The organism is Pseudomonas trivialis, from assembly GCF_001439805.1.
GTDB lineage: Bacteria > Pseudomonadota > Gammaproteobacteria > Pseudomonadales > Pseudomonadaceae > Aquipseudomonas > Aquipseudomonas trivialis.
Genome location: NZ_JYLK01000020.1, coordinates 15,906 through 33,604, shown reverse-complemented (window position 1 = coordinate 33,604; position 17,699 = coordinate 15,906). Strand labels below are relative to the sequence as shown.

Sequence of the window (17,699 nt, the reverse complement as noted above, 5' to 3'; positions counted from 1 at the left end):
CGGCACGAGCTTTGCTATTTATTGGTCATGGACCTTAAAACGACAGTTTCCCGACGCCTTCCAACGTACCGCAGATTGCTTTGCGTCACGCTGGCATTACTTGCCTTGGGCTCAGGCGCAGCGGCTCGCGCCGACAACGTCACCCTGCCTGATCTCCTTATCGGCGTCACTCAGGGCTTTCTTGAGTTCACTGTAGAAGATTATCTGGCGAGCACACAGACGCCCGGCCGTTATGAGATCGAGGTCAAGCAGCTCGACCCGCGTCTGCGCATGCCGATGTGCGACAAGGAATTGACAGCCAGCCTGGAAAGCCCGGCCCAACCAATCGGGCGTGTAACGGTAAAAGTACGTTGCGAAGGCGCGTCGCCCTGGACCGTGTTTGTGCCGGCGCAGGTCAAATTGTTCCGCGAAGTGGTAGTAGTGGCGCGACCGCTTAAACGCACCGGCATCATCGGTTTCGAGGATGTGATGCTGCGTGAACGCGACATCAGTCAGATCAGCCAGGGCTATCTGACCTCGGTCGACCAGGCCATCGGGCAGAAACTTACCCGACCGGTGGTTACCGACCAAGTGATAACCCTTGTGCATCTGGAGCAAGCCGAGGTCGTTCGCAAGGGCGATCAGGTGGTGATCTCCGCCAGCAGCGGCGGGCTGAACGTAAGAATGCCAGGGGAAGCGCTGTCCAACGGCGGCATGAGTGAACAGATCCGGGTGAAGAACCTCAACTCCAACCGCGTGATCAAGGCGCGTGTAACGGCCCCCGGGCAAGTGGAGGTGGCTTTATAGAGCACTGGTACAGGACGCTGGGTTTTCCTACACTGTGGGCGAGAAGTCCGTGCGCGCAGTTTTATTGTCAATCGAGCCTAAAGTTTGTTTGGGTAAGGCCGAAAACATGGCAAGCGTCCAAATACCCAGAGGTTTTTTATCATGGTCATCGATTTCAGCCGTTTAAATAACTCCCCGGCATTGCCAGGCACTACGCGCACCAGTGGCACCAAAGAGAGCGCGGAAGCCAAGGCCCAGCCAGCGCCTGCCGCGAAGACGGAACAGGCCAGCGCCAGCCAGAGCGGGGAATCCGTACACTTGAGCAATGAGGCTCAGCAGTTGCAGAAGGTCACTGACTCGCTGCGCGACCAACCGGTTGTCAACAAAGCCCGCGTGGCCGAATTGAAACAGGCGATCGCCGATGGCAGCTATAAAGTCGACAGCAACCGCGTAGCCAGCAAGCTGCTTAATTTCGAAGCCGAGCGCTAGGCACTGGCCTGCGCCGGGCTTTTGGACGCTTAAACCCCAAGGCCTGCCATGCACCACGACGAAACCTTGCTTGAACTGATCATTGATGATCTGGCGCCGACGCAACAATTGCTCGAGCTGCTTAAAGAGGAATCCCTGGCCCTCTACGGCCGGGATATGCCGTTGCTCGAAGAAATCCTGGCGCGCAAACAATCGTTGATTGTTCTGCTCGAACAGCACGGCAAGAAGCGCAGCCAGATTCTGACCAGCCTTGGCCTGCCGGCCGACCATGACGGCCTCGCCCAGTTGGCCAGCCACTCTTCGGTGGGCGAACAATTGCTGGCCCAAAGCAAAGCGCTTAACCAATTGCTCACCCAGTGCCAGGAAGCCAACCTGCTCAACGGCCAGTCGATCCAGTTGCAGCAAGCTACGACCGCCAATCAGTTGCGTATACTTCATGGCGGTGAGCCACCTGCGCTGTACAACGCTCAGGGTTCCACCTCCCGCCTGGTCAAACCCAGTACCCGCAGCCAAGCCTGACGCGGGTTTGCAGCGCGGCCTATCCAAGGCGCGCTACATACTGGCAAAATGCCGGTTCTTGCGAGTAGTCGTATATTGTCTGGAGATGGAAGAACCGTGTTCAATGCCCTTAATGCGGAAGACGCTCCGCAGCCACCCAAGGTGCTCACCACGCCTCTGGAAATCGCCAGCACATTGCGGATGCTGCAGGAAAGCCACGACCCGCTGATCATCACCTTCCACGAACGCAGCCAGCGCTTCCAGAGCTACCTGGTGGACGTGGACCGTGACGGCAAAATCCTGATCATGGACGAAATGATCCCGCGCGATGGCGAGCGTCACCTTGAAAGCGGTGAACCCTTTCGCATCGAGGGCTTCCACGACGGCGTGCGTGTCGCCTGGGAAAGCAACGGCACCCTCGCCATCAGCGAGAAAGACGGCCACCGTATCTATACCGGCAGCATGCCGAGCGAGGTGGTTTATCATCAGCGCCGCAATGCCTTCCGCGCCGCGCTGAAGCTGGCCCAACTGGTGAACATCGAATTGGGTGGCGAAAGGCTCAAATTTCCCGTCAATGGAAAACTGCTGGATATTTCCGCCACCGGCTGCAAACTGCGCTTCGAAGGCGATATCTCGGAGCGCCTGCAACTGGGCCAGGTGTACGACCGTTTTATCGCCGCCCTGCCTTTTGGCAGCATGACCACGTCTGTCGAATTGCGTCACCTGCATTTCGAAGACCGCATCAATACCACCTTCGCTGGCGTTCGTTTTCACAACATGAGCGGCCTGGTACAACGCCAGGTCGAACGGTTTGTGTACCAGTTGCAACGTGAAGCACGTCGGTTCGACAAGGACGACGATTTCTGACAGCGCCAATCGCGACAAAAAACGGGCAGATCCTGATGGGATCTGCCCGTTTTTGCTTTCAGGGGCGCGCCCTGCTCAGGTCATGAGGGTGTTCATCCGGGTCCGCTGGCTCCGTGGATTCTTCCGCGCCTGGCTCGTCAACCGGTGACGGCGACTCGGGTTCAGGCTCAGGATCTGGAACCGGCGTCTGCATCTGTTCCTGCACGACCGCCTCGTCCACGCGCGGATCCAGCGCAGCCACCAGTGGCGAGCTGGACATGCTGTCAGGCATCGCTACGTGGTGCAGCGGCGCATCGTCCACCTGATGCAGGTTGGTCACCGCCTTCGGCCGAATACGCCACACGAGGACCAAGGCACACAGGCTGAAAAACGCATACAGCATGTGGCTGCCAAACATCTTCATGACCACACCGGCCAACAGCGGCCCGATGCTGGCACCGACGCCGTACGTCACCAGCAGCATGGCCGTGAGCGACACGCGACGATCCCCCTCGACATGGTCATTGGAAAACGCCACGGCCAGCGGATACAGGCAGAACTGCACCAGCGAACAGAAAAAGCCAGCAACGAACAACACTTCCAGAGGCACCTTGGTCATGATCGCCAAGGGCAATGCCGCCACCGCCAGACACAAGGCGAAACAGCGGATCAGCAGCGCGCGGTCATAACGGTCCGACAGCCAGCCCAACGGCCACTGCACCAACAACCCAGCGAAAATGCACGACCCCATGAACAGGCCGACCTGCTCGGTGGTCAGCCCCTGCTGGGACGCATACAGCGGCGCCAAACCGTAGAACGAACCGACGATCAACCCCGCCCCCAGCACCGTACTCAGTGACTGCGGCACGCGCTTTATAAAGAAGCGCGGCTCCATCGGTGCCGGGTGCAGGGGTGCCGGGTGAATGCGGCGCGTCATGGCCACTGGCACCAGGCACAGGGCGAAGCACAAAGCCACTAGCATCAGCAACTCCAGACCCAACTCCGGATGCATCACCAGAATCAACTGACCCAGCACCAGCCCCAGGTAGGACGCGATCATGTAACCGCTGAATACCAAGCCCCGCTGTTTGGCCTCGGCTTGTTCATTGAGCCAGCTCTCGATGACCATGTATTGACACATCATGCCCAGGCCCACAATGACCCGCAGCACGATCCAGGCCGGCAACCAGTTGATCAGACCATGGCCCAGCACGGCCGCACCGACGATGCCGGCACAGGTGGCATAGGCACGAATATGCCCGACGCGTGCGATCAGGCGGTGCCCGATTTTGCCGCCCAGCACCAGGCCGAAATAGTTGGCGGCCATCAAGGCACCCACCCACAGGCTGTCCACATGGTCAGCCGCCAGGCGCAGCGCCAGGTAAGTACTGAGCAGGCCTGAGCCGATCAGCATCATTAGAGAGGCGAAATAAAGGGCTCGAAAAGATTTCCAGATTTGGCGCATCGGCGTTCCGAGCGGCTCCTTGCAGTGGGGGTCAGGGCTAACGGAATGATAGTCCCGTGTCGCCGAATCCGGACAGGCGATACGCGCTGTTTGCGGAGATTAATGTGTTCAAAATGATTAGCTGAAGCTCAGACGCGGCGCGAGCGCATGGAAGGTACACCTTTAAGAGAAATACATGACGACCCTGCTGTGAACCCGGATCAGTAGCAAGGTTCGACCGGATCTGCGCCAAACGCCCACAAAAAAGCCCCGCCAGCCAAATGCGCTGTGCGGGGCTCTGAATCTGGTGTCCCAGGGCCGGTTCGAACGGCCAACCTTCCCCTTAGGAGGGGGATGCTCTATCCAATTGAGCTACTGGGACAAATGACGGTCTCCAAGGCCAAAGGGCACGGCGACGGACGGCGAGCATGTTAACGGCCAAGGTCGGTTTTGTCATGTCGTCCGTTGGCTTTTTACGTGTAGGTCATTCCTCGCCCTTGAGATGCCTGCTTCGCCCAGCAAAACCGGGACTTGCAGGGCATCGTGCAAAATGCACTCCCCCAAAATGCCAGCATTGCAAATTGCAATCAGAAGCCTCCTTTACTCAAGCTCAACCCATTGATTTTATTGAAAATAAACATTGGCACGGCAACTGCAATATCTTCTATAAGAAAAGTCCTACGCGGACAGCCCATCACCCACCGGCAGAGCAATCGGCGGAGAACATGAATATGAACAGTGCCCTTCTGTTAGCCCTTAATACCGTGGCACTCGCCGCTTTGGTGATGTTTCATTTTCAATCGACCACCGGTGATGATGTAGCGCAGCTTCGCCAGCCTGTCCCACACCACCTGCAGCAGCGTCCACAGTTGGCCGTGATGACCGCAAATGCGCAAACGCCAATACGCGTCACACAAAATGCACAATCAGCTCCCGCATCCGAGCATTGGGTTTTCTAAGGAAACTTCCATGTCCAAATCCTCCTGGCTGTTTCTCTGCCTAACCCTGCTCAGCGCCGCTTTTGGTGTGCACGTTTCTTCGCAAGAAGGGCAAACCATCGCTCTCATCGCCGGCTCAGTGTTTGCTGTGCTGTTGGTTTTAACATTGATTGTGGGCCGCCGTATCAAGTTCGACCCGGTGCTGCGCTGAGACCCCACTGCTTAGCTCCCTCGCTTTCTCCTACCTTACGTCGTATAAACCTAGCAAATTGGCAGATTGCCACTAGCCTTAACGTTAGGGCAAAGGGCCATCTTGCTTTACGATGTGCGGCCTCCAGGCATCCGTCACGGTGACCAGCGTGTTGATCAGCGTTTGACGCCCCTCCACGCAAAAAATATTCAAACCAGTCCGCAAAAATACAAATCAGTGCTGGCATAAAGCCTTTAGGCAGTTCAATATTTGTCACAGAATTGACGCCAAGGAAATGTCGAATCTCAGGCATGATGCGACCTCTTTGCAATTCGGGTTGAACTTTGGTCGTGAGTCTTGTCTTAACACTCATCCTTGCGGCCAATTCCAAAAACCGCTCCCCTGAACTAACCGGTTAAATATATGCGCCCATTGAAACAGGCAATTTATTCCAGCCGTACGGCTGACAAATTCGTCGTACGTCTGCCAGACGGTATGCGGGAACGCATTGCCGAGGTGGCTCGCAATCATCACCGCAGCATGAACTCCGAAATCATCGCGCGCCTGGAGCAGAGCCTTATTCAGGAAGGTGCGTTGGGCGAAGAGCTGAGCATGCGTCTCGACAGCCCGGAGCTGTCACTGCACGAACGCGAACTGCTGCAGCGTTTTCGGCAGCTTTCTCACCGTCAGCAAAATGCCCTCGTTTCGCTTATCGCGCACGACGTTGAGGCGGCCGCAGAAGCCAATTGATTCGCCATTGAAAGCCGAAGCCAGCTGAATGCTGGCTTTTTTTTGCCTGAAATTTGATAGAGCAAAAGGCGGGATTGGGTGAGAGGCTTTTCTGGAAGCCCCCCTCCCACACGGGTCAAAGCAGGAAGATCGTCGCCAAGCCCAGGAAAATAAAGAAGCCGCCACTGTCCGTCATTGCGGTAATCATGACACTGGCCCCCATTGCGGGGTCGCGCCCAAGGCGTGCCAGAGTCATGGGAATCAACACGCCCATGAACGCAGCCAACAAGAGGTTGAGCGTCATGGCGGCAGTCATCACCACCCCGAGCGACCAACTGCCATACAGCAAGTAGGCCACCACACCGATCACTCCACCCCACACCAGACCATTGATAAGCCCGACGGCCAGCTCCTTGCGCAGCAAGCGTGAAGAATTGGCGGTGCTCACCTGATCCAGCGCCATCGCGCGCACGATCATGGTGATGGTCTGGTTACCGGAGTTGCCGCCTATGCCCGCCACAATCGGCATCAACGCCGCCAGTGCCACGAGCTTTTCGATGGAACCTTCAAACAGCCCAATCACACGGGAGGCGATGAACGCAGTAATCAGGTTAACGGCCAGCCACGCCCAGCGGTTATGCAGCGAGCGCCAGACCGAGGCAAAAATATCTTCCTCCTCACGCAAACCTGCCATGTTGAGGACTTCGGTTTCACTCTCTTCACGAATCAGATCGACGATCTCGTCGATGGTCAAACGGCCGATCAGCTTGCCGTTCTTGTCGACCACCGGCGCCGAGATCAAGTCGTAACGTTCAAAGGCCTGGGCTGCGTCATACGCATCCTCGTCCGGGTGAAAGCTCACGGTATCGCTGGCCATCAAGTCCGCGACTTTCTTCTCCGGATCGTTCACCAGCAGGCGCTTGATTGGCAGCACGCCCTTGAGGATACCTTCGTAGTCGACCACGAACAGCTTGTCGGTATGGCCTGGGAGTTCTTTCAGACGGCGCAGGTAGCGCAAGACCACTTCGAGGCTGACGTCTTCGCGAATGGTGACCATCTCGAAGTCCATCAAGGCGCCGACCTGGTCTTCGTCGTACGACAGCGCAGAACGCACGCGCTCACGCTGCTGGGTGTCCAGCGCCTCCATCAGCTCATGGACAACATCGCGCGGCAGCTCAGGTGCAAGGTCAGCCAGTTCGTCGGCGTCCATTTCCTTGGCGGCGGCCAGCAGCTCGTGATCGTCCATGTCGGCGATCAAGGTTTCACGCACCGAGTCGGAGACTTCGAGCAGGATGTCGCCGTCGCGGTCAGCCTTGACCAACTGCCAAAGGGTCAGTCGATCATCCAGCGGCAAGGCTTCAAGGATATAGGCGACGTCGGCGGAGTGCAGGTCATCGAGCTTGCGCTGCAGCTCGACGAGGTTTTGGCGGTGGACCAGGTTTTCAACGCGGTCGTGATTAGGACCTTCCTGGCGATGCGTAAGGTCTTCGACCACGCGCTGGCGCTGCAGCAGCTCGATGACTTGAGCCAGGCGATCCTGCAGGCTGTCTTGTGTTTTCTTAACTTCTACTTCGGTCATAGGCGAACTCCACTCCCAGCAGCAGGGCACGCCGGAAGGATCAATCAGTCAATTCATGATTGGTAAAACGGGGTACTGAGTTACTACTGGGTAAGTCCATGGAGGTATTCCACAAGCCCCGGCGGGGCTGACGGGCGCAATGATACACCGCTCGGTGGCTTTTAATCTTAAAAAACTGGAGAGAACAAGCGCTTGCGAGGCAAAGTTGAGCCTGAGCTGCACCTGGGAACTGCGACGTCGCAACCAGGGCGCAAAACACATTAGGGTGATGAGCCCTGAGAAAACCCTGCACAAACTCCAGACGGCAAAAAGCCCGCACTTGGCGGGCTTTTTGTTTGTATGGTGCACTCGACAGGATTCGAACCTGTGACCGCTCGGTTCGTAGCCGAGTACTCTATCCAGCTGAGCTACGAGTGCAGATTGTGTTTTTAGACCAGATCACAACTGGCTGAAGCCGAGTCACCGCATCGCTGCAATGACTCTTAAATGGTGCACTCGACAGGATTCGAACCTGTGACCGCTCGGTTCGTAGCCGAGTACTCTATCCAGCTGAGCTACGAGTGCATTTGTTGCCGCGCATTATAGGCCGTTCAATCTCTATGTAAAGCGATTTTTTCGAGTAGTTTCAACAACTTACCGATAAATCCAGATTGCAACGTACTAAACAAATAATGGCGGAGAACGGGGGATTCGAACCCCCGACACCCTTTTGAGGTGTACTCCCTTAGCAGGGGAGCGCCTTCGGCCACTCGGCCAGCTCTCCGCAACACGGGGCGTATATTAACCACGTTCATCCCCGTTTGCAAACTTAAAAAGCGATAAAAATTAAAGGCTTGGTTCTTCGTCCTTCTCTTTCTTGATCCGCAGGAAAATTTCCTCGCGGTGGACCGCCACTTCTTTCGGAGCGTTAACCCCGATACGCACTTGATTGCCTTTGACGCCAAGCACCGTCACGGTGATTTCGCCATCACCGATAATCAGGCTTTCTGCGCAACGACGAGTCAGAATCAGCATACCTTTCACCTCACGCATTTCATTTCAGGAACAACAGTCTGCAAAAACAAGGTTATCGAGCTGCAACCCGAAGGCTGCAGCCCACCCACCTGAGTATTGTCGAGCCCACGCAAAAGACCATGCGCGCCCACAAAAAATGAAGGGCGCGGTAAACCGCGCCCTTACGGCACTGCTTTACTCGCCCTGTCGGGCCGGTGCATCGAGCTCAAAAGCGGTATGCAACGCGCGCACCGCAAGCTCCAGGTACTTCTCTTCAATCACCACCGAGACTTTGATTTCCGAGGTGGAGATCATCTGGATGTTGATGCTTTCCTTGGCCAGGGCCTCGAACATGCGGCTGGCAACACCGGCATGGGAACGCATGCCCACACCCACGATCGACACCTTGGCAATTTTGGTATCGCCGACCACTTCACGGGCGCCAATCTCGCTCGCGGTGTTCTGCAGGATACGCTCGGCCGCATCGTACTCGTTGCGGTGCACGGTGAAGGTGAAATCGGTGGTGTTATCGTGCGAAACATTCTGCACGATCATGTCGACTTCAATATTTGCGCCACTGATCGGGCCGAGGATCTTGAACGCCACGCCCGGAGTATCCGGCACGCCACGGATCGTCAGCTTGGCTTCATCGCGGTTGAAAGCGATGCCGGAAATGATCGGCTGTTCCATGGATTCCTCTTCATCAATAGTAATGAGGGTGCCCGGACCCTCCTTGAAGCTGTGCAATACGCGCAGCGGAACGTTGTACTTGCCGGCGAACTCCACCGCGCGAATCTGCAACACCTTGGAGCCGAGGCTGGCCATCTCCAGCATCTCTTCAAAGGTGATCTTGTCCAGGCGCTGGGCCACGGCCACAACACGTGGATCGGTGGTGTAGACGCCGTCCACATCGGTGTAGATCTGGCATTCATCCGCCTTGAGAGCTGCTGCCAGCGCAACGCCCGTGGTGTCCGAACCGCCACGTCCGAGGGTGGTGATGTTGCCGTGCTCGTCCACGCCCTGGAACCCTGCTACAACTACCACGCGACCTGCCTTGAGATCAGTACGGATTTTCTGATCATCAATCTGCAGGATTCGCGCCTTGGTATGCGCGCTGTCGGTCAGGATGCGCACCTGGCTGCCCGTGTAGGACACCGCCGGCACGCCGCGCCTGTTCAACGCCATGGCCAGCAAGCCGATGGTCACCTGCTCGCCCGTGGACACGATCACATCCAGCTCACGCGGCAATGGTTGCTGGTCGCCGCTGATGGCCTTGGCCAGTTCGATCAGGCGATTGGTTTCACCGCTCATGGCCGACAGCACCACCACCAGGTCATCGCCAGCGTCGCGGAACTTCTTAACCTTGTCGGCGACCTGCTCGATTCTTTCGACAGAGCCGACCGAGGTGCCTCCAAATTTCTGTACGATCAAAGCCATTTCTAAGCCGCCTCAGCCCGTAAAGGGGCGCCTGATTTCCAATTCAACCAGCACTCAACCGCCCGCGACCACGTCGCGGGACGTTTAACAGCGCCTTAAATACCTGCTTCGACAAATGGCACGGTCAGGGCCAGGGCCGCATCCAGGGCACCGGCGTCCACACCACCGCCTTGCGCCATGTCCGGGCGACCACCGCCCTTCCCGCCCACTGCCGCAGCGGCCTGTTTCATCAAATCACCGGCTTTGAGTTGGCCAGTCAGGTCCTTGGTTACACCGGCAACCAGCACGACCTTATCCTCATGGACACCGCCGAGCAGGATCACTGCGCGGCCGAGCTTGTTCTTCAACTGATCGACCAGGGCCAGCAACGCCTTGCCATCCTGACCGTCCAGACGTGCCGCCAGGACTTTCACATCCTTGACGTCCACCGCAGCGGCCGACAGATCGTCGCCCGCCGCACTGGCCGCCTTGGCCTGCAGTTGCTCCAGTTGCTTCTCCAGCGCACGGTTGCGCTCGAGCACGGCGGACAGCTTGTCGATCAGGTTGTCGCGGCTGCCCTTGACCAGGCTGGCCGCTTCCTTGAGTTGTTCTTCGGCCGCATTCAGGTAAGCCAGAGCCGCAGCACCGGTGACCGCCTCGATACGCCGCACACCAGATGCCACACCGCCTTCGCTGACAATTTTCAGCAGCGCGATGTCGCCGGTGCGGTTGGCGTGGATACCGCCGCACAGCTCCACCGAGAATGCGCCGCCCATGCTCAGCACGCGCACGCTGTCGCCATACTTCTCGCCGAACAGCGCCATCGCACCCTTGGCCTTGGCGGTGTCGATATCGGTTTCTTCGGTCTCGACCGGGGTGTTGCGACGAATCTCGGCGTTGACGATATCTTCAAGGGCCTTGATCTGCGCAGGCTTGATCGCTTCAAAGTGGCTGAAGTCGAAGCGCAGGCGCTGGCTGTCGACCAACGAGCCCTTCTGCTGGACATGCTCGCCCAGCACCTGGCGCAGGGCCGCGTGCAACAAGTGGGTGGCCGAGTGGTTCAGCGCGGTGGCATGGCGCACGTCCGCGTCGACCTGAGTGTCGACCGGCGCACCGACCGTCAGATTGCCCAGCACCAGCACACCGTGATGCAGAAACGCACCGCCGGTCTTGGTGGTGTCACGCACATCAAAACGCCCCGACGTGGAGCTGAGGAAACCACAGTCACCGATCTGGCCACCGGATTCGGCGTAGAACGGCGTCTGGTCGAGCACCACCACGGCTTCTTCGCCTTCGCTCAACACGTCGACGGATTTGCCGTCCTTGTAGATCGCAACGATTTTGGCCGCGCCGGCGGTCGCCTTGTAGCCGACGAATTCGGTCGGCACATCGACCTTGACCAGGGTGTTGTAGTCCAGGCCGAACGAGCTGGCGGAGCGGGCGCGCACGCGCTGGGCTTCCATCTCACGCTCAAAGCCGGCCTCATCGATAGTCAGCTCGCGCTCACGAGCGATGTCGGCGGTCAGGTCCATCGGGAAACCGTAGGTGTCGTACAGTTTGAACACCACGTCGCCCGGCACGACCGTGCCTTTAAGCTCAGCCAGGTCCTGCTCGAGAATTTTCAGGCCGTGTTCCAGGGTCTTGGAGAACTGCTCTTCCTCGGCCTTGAGCACGCGCTCGATGTTGGTCTGCTGCTGCTTGAGCTCCGGGAAAGCCTCGCCCATCTCGGCGACCAGCGCCGCAACGATCTTGTAGAAGAAACTGCCGGTGGCGCCCAGCTTGTTACCGTGACGGCAGGCGCGACGGATGATGCGGCGCAGCACGTAGCCGCGGCCTTCGTTGGACGGCAGCACGCCGTCGGCGATCAGGAAGCCGCAGGAACGGATGTGGTCGGACACCACCTTGAGCGAAGACTGGCTTTCATTGGCGCAACCAATGGCCGCCGCCGAGGCGCTCAGCAGGTTGGTGAACAGGTCGATTTCATAGTTGGAGTGAACGTGCTGCATTACCGCACTGATCCGCTCCAGGCCCATGCCGGTGTCCACCGACGGTGCCGGCAGCGGGTGCAACACACCATCGGCGGTGCGGTTGAACTGCATGAACACGTTGTTCCAGATTTCGATGTAACGGTCGCCGTCTTCTTCCGGCGAGCCCGGCGGGCCGCCCCAGATGTCGGCGCCGTGATCATAGAAAATCTCGGTGCAAGGGCCGCACGGGCCAGTGTCGCCCATGGTCCAGAAATTGTCGGACGCGTACGGCGCGCCCTTGTTGTCGCCGATGCGAATCATGCGCTCGGCGGGCACGCCGATCTGCTGGGTCCAGATATCATACGCTTCGTCGTCCGTCGCGTAGACGGTAACCCAGAGCTTTTCCTTGGGCAGCTTCAATACGCCGGTGAGGAAGGTCCAGGCGAAGGTGATTGCATCTTTCTTGAAATAGTCGCCGAAGCTGAAGTTGCCCAGCATTTCGAAGAAGGTGTGGTGGCGAGCGGTGTAGCCGACATTTTCCAGGTCGCTGTTCTTGCCGCCGGCGCGCACGCACTTCTGGCTGCTGGTGGCGCGGGTGTAGGCGCGCTTTTCCTGGCCCAGAAAGCAGTCCTTGAACTGATTCATCCCCGCGTTGGTGAACAGCAGGGTCGGGTCATTGCCGGGGATCAAGGAGCTGGAGGAGACACGGGTGTGACCTTGCTCTTCGAAGAAGCGAAGGAAGGCTTCACGGATTTCTGCGCTTTTCATTAGGTTCTTCCACGGAGGCTGCGGCCAAAGGCCAGTGCGCAACATCATCAGACGGAGCGACGGCAAAGGGCCGCATTATATCGGCCCTTTGCCAGTGGTACAGCGTGTTTATACGATAGAAACGTTCAATTAGACGGCCTGCACCTGTCAATTGCGCGAAAACGCGACAAACGTCTGCACCACCTTTTCGAGCTGCGCGCGATTTACATCCATGTGAGTGACCATACGCAGGCGTGGCGCCGTGCTCAATTTGATCCCGCGTTCACCGGCGAAGTCCTTGAACGCCTGGTGACGGTCACCCATCTGCACGTAGACCATGTTGGTCTGCACCGGCTCCACGGGGTAGCCGGCCTCGCGCAGCGCCTCGCCCAGCCACTGGGCGTTGGCGTGGTCGTCGGCCAGACGCTGCACGTGGTGATCCAACGCATACAGCCCCGCCGCCGCCAGCGACCCCGCCTGGCGCATGCCGCCACCGACCATCTTGCGCAGACGGCGCGCCTTGGCGATCAGCGCCGTGGAGCCACACAATACCGAGCCCACCGGCGCGCCCAGTCCCTTGGACAGGCACACCGACACCGAGTCGAAATGCCGGGCAATCTCCCGCGCCTCCACGCCCAGCTTGACCGCCGCGTTATAGAGCCGCGCGCCGTCCAGGTGCAGGGCCAGGCCATGTTCGTGGGTAAACGCGCGGGCGCGGGCCAGGTATTCCAGCGACAGGACCTTGCCCTGCATGGTGTTTTCCAGCGCCAGCAAACGGGTGGGCGCGAAGTGAAAATCGTCAGGCTTGATCGCTTCCAGCACCCGATCCAGGTCAAGGGAACCGTCGGCCTGCGCCTCCAGCGGCTGGGGCTGGATCGAACCGAGCACCGCCGCACCGCCGCCTTCGTATTTGTAGGTGTGCGCCTGCTGGCCGACGATGTACTCCTCGCCGCGCTCACAGTGGGCCATCAACGCCAGCAGGTTGCTCATGGTGCCGGTGGGCACGAACAGCGCGGCGGCAAACCCCAGGCGCCGGGCCAGCTCGGCCTCCAGACGGTTAACGCTGGGGTCTTCACCGTACACGTCATCGCCGGTGGCGGCAGTGGCCATGGCATCGAGCATGCCGGGCGTGGGTTGAGTCACGGTGTCGCTGCGCAGGTCTATGACGTTCATCAAGCAGGCCTCTGACGATGGGGGTGTAGTGACGATTACTGCGGGCAACGCCGCGCAATATCAAGCCCTGTGTGGTCGGGAATCGAATATCCATCAAACAAACCGATCTAGGTGATCGCGACGGCAATCGTGCAGTTTTGCAGAAACCGTGTTAAAAACCCTTCGCCGCCAGGGTTCTGGCGGCAACGTTCTCAGGGCGGGGTGTAATTCCCCACCGGCGGTAATTGCACGCAATGTGCATAGCCCGCGAGCGCTTGGCGCCTCGAACTGCTCACGCAGGACGGCGACAAGGTCAGCAGACCCGGTGTGATCCCGGGGCCGACGGTCATAGTCCGGATGAAGAGAGAACGGGATTGGCACCCAAGCGCCGCGCGTCGACCTCATGCCTGCATGATGTCGCTGTTCGTACCCTTGAAATCCCATTCGATTCATAACGCCCTGTTTTTTTCTTAAACAGGAGTCAGAACATGCAACCCACCGCTATCGACAGCAAAAGCAAAAACCATCACGGCGAGCGCGTCGCGTTTATCCAGGCCTGCTGGCACAAGGATATTGTCGACCAATCCCGCAAAGGCTTCCTCGCCGAAATGATCGCCCAGGGCTACCAGGAATCGGACATTGATTTCTTCGAAGTCGGCGGCGCCTTTGAAATGCCCCTGCACGCCAAGCTGCTGGCCAAGACCGGCCGTTACGCCGGCATCGTCGCCGCCGCGCTGGTGGTGGACGGCGGCATCTACCGTCACGAATTCGTCGCCCAATCGGTGGTCAGCGGCCTGATGCAGGTGCAGCTGGAAACCGAAGTACCGGTGTTCTCGGTGTCCCTCACCCCCCATCACTTCCACGCCGGCAGCGAGCACCACACCTTCTTCTACGAGCACTTCGTGCACAAGGGCCAGGAAGCCGCGCGGACCTGCGCCGACACGCTGCACAAGGTGCGCGCGATCTATCAAAGCGAGCTGCAAAAGCGCGTCAGCTGAGTCTGATTGCCGCCCAATCGCACGGGCAGCCCCGTGCGATTGGGCATCCTATATAAGTAAAGCCAGCAACCGCTGTACCGACGATGTAATGGCGTTGACGCTCCCATCATGAGCGCCTCCCAACCATCATCGGAGTCACCATGTCTCAAGTTCCTTCATCTCCCCTTGCCCCGCGTGGCGCAGACCTTCAATGGCTCATTGACGGCCGCCTCACCGCGCCCGCCAGCCGCACCAGCCCTCTCAACAGAGATCTCGATATTCAAAAAACACTGACGTTCATTAAGCTGCATCAAACCCCTCTCGTTACCGTCGAACGAGAATTGGCCGATGAACTTCACGACTACATCGTGTTTACCACAAGCGATCAGGCCGACCGAATCCACGTCGACACACTCACGCTCGGTGACACCCTCATGGTGGTGATCAATAGCGAGCGCTTCGTGGTCACCCTGGCCGGGTTGAATCAGTTCGTTGTCCTCCGCACGCAGGGTGGCAACGACCTCATCCACATCGCCGAGGATGTGACGCGGCCAATACTGATCGACTCAGGGGAGGGAGACGATCATATCTTCGCCGGAGGCGGCTACACGCGCATTTTTGCAGGCCCTGGCAACGATACTGTCCTCAATCACCGAGGCCCCGCCTATATCGAAGGGGGCGACGGCGCGGACCAGATTTTCTCCCTTGCAGACGGTGAAATGACCGTCTACGCCGGCGCGGGAGACGACAAGGTTATCGCCGCAAGCGGGCTGGCGTTCATCAATGGCGGCGAAGGCGACGATCAGTTAATGGGCGGGAGCGCGCACAACATCCTGACAGGAGGCCCCGGCAATGACTTGATACAGGCAGGCCCTCGCTCAAACGTGCTGTATACCGGCGAAGGGCTGGACGTGGTCACCCAGCTCAAACCAGACGACAAAGTCTTCGCCAACCCCAACAGCGGCCTCGCAGCGGCCGGACAGTTCATCGCACACGGACTGACGCCCCCGGACACCTCACCCGAGTGCTCTCATCCTCAAGCGCTTGTTACCGATATCCAACCGCTCTCCCTGCAAGACAGCGGCATAAGAGTCATCGGCAGCGTGGAATTTCAACAGCGGGTAAACGATGACCTGCAGCTGCTGGCCAACTCGCCCAACGGGCAGCACCTGTTCCAGGCGCTGCATGCCGCCGAACTGCGCAGCGGCACACCCATCAACATTTATGAACTGGCGGACGAGGCCAATGGCCTGTTCGTGCCCAGCCCCTCTTCGACGCCTCCTTCATTCATTCAGGACAACAGGCCCGGCACGCCCTCCTATGGCGGCGCCGTGTATTACAACCCTTCGTTCATCGGCAATCGAATGAGCAATATCCCGCTGCTCTATCACGAACTGTGCCATGCCTATAACGTCGTCACCGGCACTTCTTTGCAGGGCGCCAGCCTTGACGGAGCAGACGGCAACAAACCGCGCTCGATCATCCCCAATCACGAACTTCAGGCAGTCGGCCTGCCAACCGACGCCGTTGCTTTCGATTTCGACAATGACCCGTCCACGCCACCCACCCACACCAATCCCACACCGTTCACCGAAAACGGTATCCGAGAGGAACTGGGCATGACGCCGCGCAAGCAATATTCGTCTCCACCTATTTGAACGCGGCGGCACTCTCCGAGATCGGCACGATCAGGATCCCGGCGCGCAGGCCATTCTTCACCTTCGGGTTGGGGAAGATAATGCGCGCCCCCTCCTCCTCGATCACCCAGCGGGTCTTGGCCACGTCTTCGGCCAGCAGATAGCCTTTGTCCAACTGCGAAAAGTTTTCCACGTCTGCCGGCAGATGCATCAGGAAGGCGTCGCTGTGCTTGATGACTTCACGGGCGACCGCGAACAGTTGCAGGCCGTCCAGGGTCTCGCTCGCAGGCTCCGTGCCCTCGATGATCTGCGTCAGGCGCGTTTCCAGACGCGACACATCAACGCCCTGGTTGTGCCCGAACGGCCGCGCCTTGCCCAACTCCAGGGTAAAGGCCTCGGCATCGAGCTGCTCATAGGTGAACGCGGTAAAGGTGATGGAGGCTTTATTCTGCAGCAGCACCGCTTGCATGCCGGCAGCGCTCAGGCGCGCCAGCTCGTGGCGCGAATGCTGGCGACCTTCTTTCCACGGGTAAAGGGCGAACTGCTCGATCTTCGAACCGCGAATGGCGGTGTGCAGGTCGTAATGCAGGCGCCAGCGGCCCGGCAGGCTGAAAAAGCTGCGGGCCAGTTGTTCGAGCTCGGCGGCGCGGATGGCCTCCGGGCCGATATTTTGTTCGTGCCGGCCATTGAACAGCCGGTTGACGTCCAGTTCCAGGTAACGCTCGCCGCGACGCATGGCCTCGGGGTTACCAAACAGAAACAGAATACGGTTACGCGGTTTGATCTCGCCCCGGGCGATGCCATGCAACAGGCGGTCGAGCAGTTCGATCGGCGCGGTTTCGTTGCCATGGATGCCGGACGACAGCAGCAGGTCGCCGCCGGCGTCCAGGGCCTGCGGCGGGCGCACTTCGAGCGCGCCCTCGCTGAGCCAGCGCATCTGCACGCCGTCGACAGTCAGTTGAATTTTTTGCGCCGGTTCACGACCGGCGAGGGTCAGTTCAAGCAGTTTGCCGAGGGCGAGCATACGCAGCTTCCTTAGTGGTTGCAGCCTGGGCCGTGGACGTGATCGTCGTCATCGCCTTCGACGTCGGCCGGTTCCATTTCCAGTTGCAGGCTCATCAGGTTGGTGGCCAACGGGCGCATCAGCAGGTTGGCGTACTCGGCGTCGCCCTCTTCCACGTCCACACCGATCAGCAACTGGCCACGGCCATCATGCTGGATCCAGATCTCCTTGCCCTGCCAGACCACGGCAACGCGCGTGCAGGAGGTTTCCAGCTGGGTGCCGTCGGTGTCTTCAAGGATCAGTTTCAGGGTGTCGGTCATAAATAAAAT

Annotated in this window: 17 protein-coding genes, 4 tRNA genes and 1 riboswitch; of the genes, 9 read left to right on the top strand and 12 right to left on the bottom strand. The window is 59.0% G+C overall.

Annotation, left to right across the window (positions count from 1 at the left end):
• Window positions 1–27 precede the first annotated feature (27 nt).
• From flgA to TU79_RS22570, 4 genes are all read left to right on the top strand, one after another.
• On the top strand, window positions 28–786 hold the full coding sequence (flgA, locus tag TU79_RS22585) for a flagellar basal body P-ring formation chaperone FlgA (protein WP_057010068.1): 759 nt from the start codon (window positions 28–30) through the stop codon (window positions 784–786).
• Window positions 787–927: 141 nt separating this feature from the next.
• Window positions 928–1,254, top strand: coding sequence for a flagellar biosynthesis anti-sigma factor FlgM (gene flgM, locus TU79_RS22580; protein ID WP_003233506.1), 327 nt, complete (start codon window positions 928–930; stop codon window positions 1,252–1,254).
• A gap of 48 nt (window positions 1,255–1,302) precedes the next feature.
• Window positions 1,303–1,773, top strand: coding sequence for a flagella synthesis protein FlgN (locus TU79_RS22575; RefSeq protein ID WP_057010067.1), 471 nt, complete (start codon window positions 1,303–1,305; stop codon window positions 1,771–1,773).
• Window positions 1,774–1,869: 96 nt separating this feature from the next.
• Window positions 1,870–2,619, top strand: coding sequence for a flagellar brake protein (locus TU79_RS22570; protein WP_057010066.1), 750 nt, complete (start codon window positions 1,870–1,872; stop codon window positions 2,617–2,619).
• A gap of 58 nt (window positions 2,620–2,677) precedes the next feature.
• Here the strand turns inward: TU79_RS22570 and TU79_RS22565 are convergent, their stop codons facing one another.
• Entirely contained in the window at window positions 2,678–4,063 is a 1,386-nt protein-coding gene (locus TU79_RS22565; RefSeq protein WP_057010065.1) for an MFS transporter, read from the bottom strand.
• Between the two features lie 284 nt (window positions 4,064–4,347).
• Window positions 4,348–4,424, bottom strand: a tRNA-Arg gene (locus tag TU79_RS22560).
• A gap of 349 nt (window positions 4,425–4,773) precedes the next feature.
• Between TU79_RS22560 and TU79_RS25715 the strand changes: the two genes are divergently transcribed.
• From TU79_RS25715 to TU79_RS22550, 3 genes are all read left to right on the top strand, one after another.
• Complete coding sequence (locus TU79_RS25715) at window positions 4,774–5,001, top strand: hypothetical protein (RefSeq protein WP_082638690.1); 228 nt, start codon at window positions 4,774–4,776, stop codon at window positions 4,999–5,001.
• 10 nt (window positions 5,002–5,011) lie between these two features.
• Window positions 5,012–5,191, top strand: coding sequence for a PA3371 family protein (locus TU79_RS22555; protein WP_057010064.1), 180 nt, complete (start codon window positions 5,012–5,014; stop codon window positions 5,189–5,191).
• A 402-nt stretch (window positions 5,192–5,593) separates the two neighbouring features.
• Complete coding sequence (locus TU79_RS22550) at window positions 5,594–5,920, top strand: Arc family DNA-binding protein (protein WP_003193592.1); 327 nt, start codon at window positions 5,594–5,596, stop codon at window positions 5,918–5,920.
• Between the two features lie 115 nt (window positions 5,921–6,035).
• Here the strand turns inward: TU79_RS22550 and mgtE are convergent, their stop codons facing one another.
• The 8 genes from mgtE to ltaE form a co-directional block, all read right to left on the bottom strand.
• Window positions 6,036–7,478: a magnesium transporter gene (mgtE, locus tag TU79_RS22545; protein WP_003233511.1), complete on the bottom strand. Its 1,443-nt coding sequence runs from the start codon at window positions 7,476–7,478 to the stop codon at window positions 6,036–6,038.
• 340 nt (window positions 7,479–7,818) lie between these two features.
• Window positions 7,819–7,895, bottom strand: a tRNA-Arg gene (locus tag TU79_RS22540).
• 70 nt (window positions 7,896–7,965) lie between these two features.
• Window positions 7,966–8,042, bottom strand: a tRNA-Arg gene (locus tag TU79_RS22535).
• Window positions 8,043–8,150: 108 nt separating this feature from the next.
• Window positions 8,151–8,241 (bottom strand) — tRNA-Ser (locus TU79_RS22530).
• Between the two features lie 62 nt (window positions 8,242–8,303).
• Window positions 8,304–8,492: a carbon storage regulator CsrA gene (gene csrA / locus TU79_RS22525; RefSeq protein WP_003233512.1), complete on the bottom strand. Its 189-nt coding sequence runs from the start codon at window positions 8,490–8,492 to the stop codon at window positions 8,304–8,306.
• Between the two features lie 174 nt (window positions 8,493–8,666).
• Window positions 8,667–9,908: an aspartate kinase gene (locus tag TU79_RS22520; RefSeq protein WP_057010063.1), complete on the bottom strand. Its 1,242-nt coding sequence runs from the start codon at window positions 9,906–9,908 to the stop codon at window positions 8,667–8,669.
• A gap of 95 nt (window positions 9,909–10,003) precedes the next feature.
• The gene (gene alaS / locus TU79_RS22515; protein ID WP_057010062.1) at window positions 10,004–12,622 is read right to left on the bottom strand and encodes an alanine--tRNA ligase; all 2,619 of its coding nucleotides are present in this window, start codon (window positions 12,620–12,622) and stop codon (window positions 10,004–10,006) included.
• A gap of 147 nt (window positions 12,623–12,769) precedes the next feature.
• Complete coding sequence (gene ltaE, locus TU79_RS22510) at window positions 12,770–13,774, bottom strand: low-specificity L-threonine aldolase (protein WP_057010061.1); 1,005 nt, start codon at window positions 13,772–13,774, stop codon at window positions 12,770–12,772.
• A 183-nt stretch (window positions 13,775–13,957) separates the two neighbouring features.
• A riboswitch (FMN riboswitch) is annotated at window positions 13,958–14,127 on the top strand.
• 114 nt (window positions 14,128–14,241) lie between these two features.
• Here ltaE and TU79_RS22505 point away from each other — a divergent pair.
• Both TU79_RS22505 and TU79_RS22495 read left to right on the top strand, forming a co-directional pair.
• Window positions 14,242–14,751, top strand: coding sequence for a 6,7-dimethyl-8-ribityllumazine synthase (locus TU79_RS22505; protein ID WP_057010060.1), 510 nt, complete (start codon window positions 14,242–14,244; stop codon window positions 14,749–14,751).
• A 140-nt stretch (window positions 14,752–14,891) separates the two neighbouring features.
• A complete protein-coding gene (locus tag TU79_RS22495) occupies window positions 14,892–16,388 on the top strand; it encodes a M91 family zinc metallopeptidase (protein ID WP_082638686.1) in 1,497 nt (498 codons plus the stop codon).
• On the opposite strand, the gene astE is transcribed toward TU79_RS22495, so the two are convergent.
• Both astE and TU79_RS22485 read right to left on the bottom strand, forming a co-directional pair.
• Window positions 16,381–17,391, bottom strand: a complete 1,011-nt coding sequence (gene astE / locus TU79_RS22490; protein WP_057010057.1) for a succinylglutamate desuccinylase — start codon at window positions 17,389–17,391, stop codon at window positions 16,381–16,383. The two genes, TU79_RS22495 and astE, sit on opposite strands and share 8 nt — an antisense overlap.
• A gap of 11 nt (window positions 17,392–17,402) precedes the next feature.
• Window positions 17,403–17,690: a hypothetical protein gene (locus TU79_RS22485; RefSeq protein ID WP_003175651.1), complete on the bottom strand. Its 288-nt coding sequence runs from the start codon at window positions 17,688–17,690 to the stop codon at window positions 17,403–17,405.
• Between the last annotated feature and the right edge of the window lie 9 nt (window positions 17,691–17,699).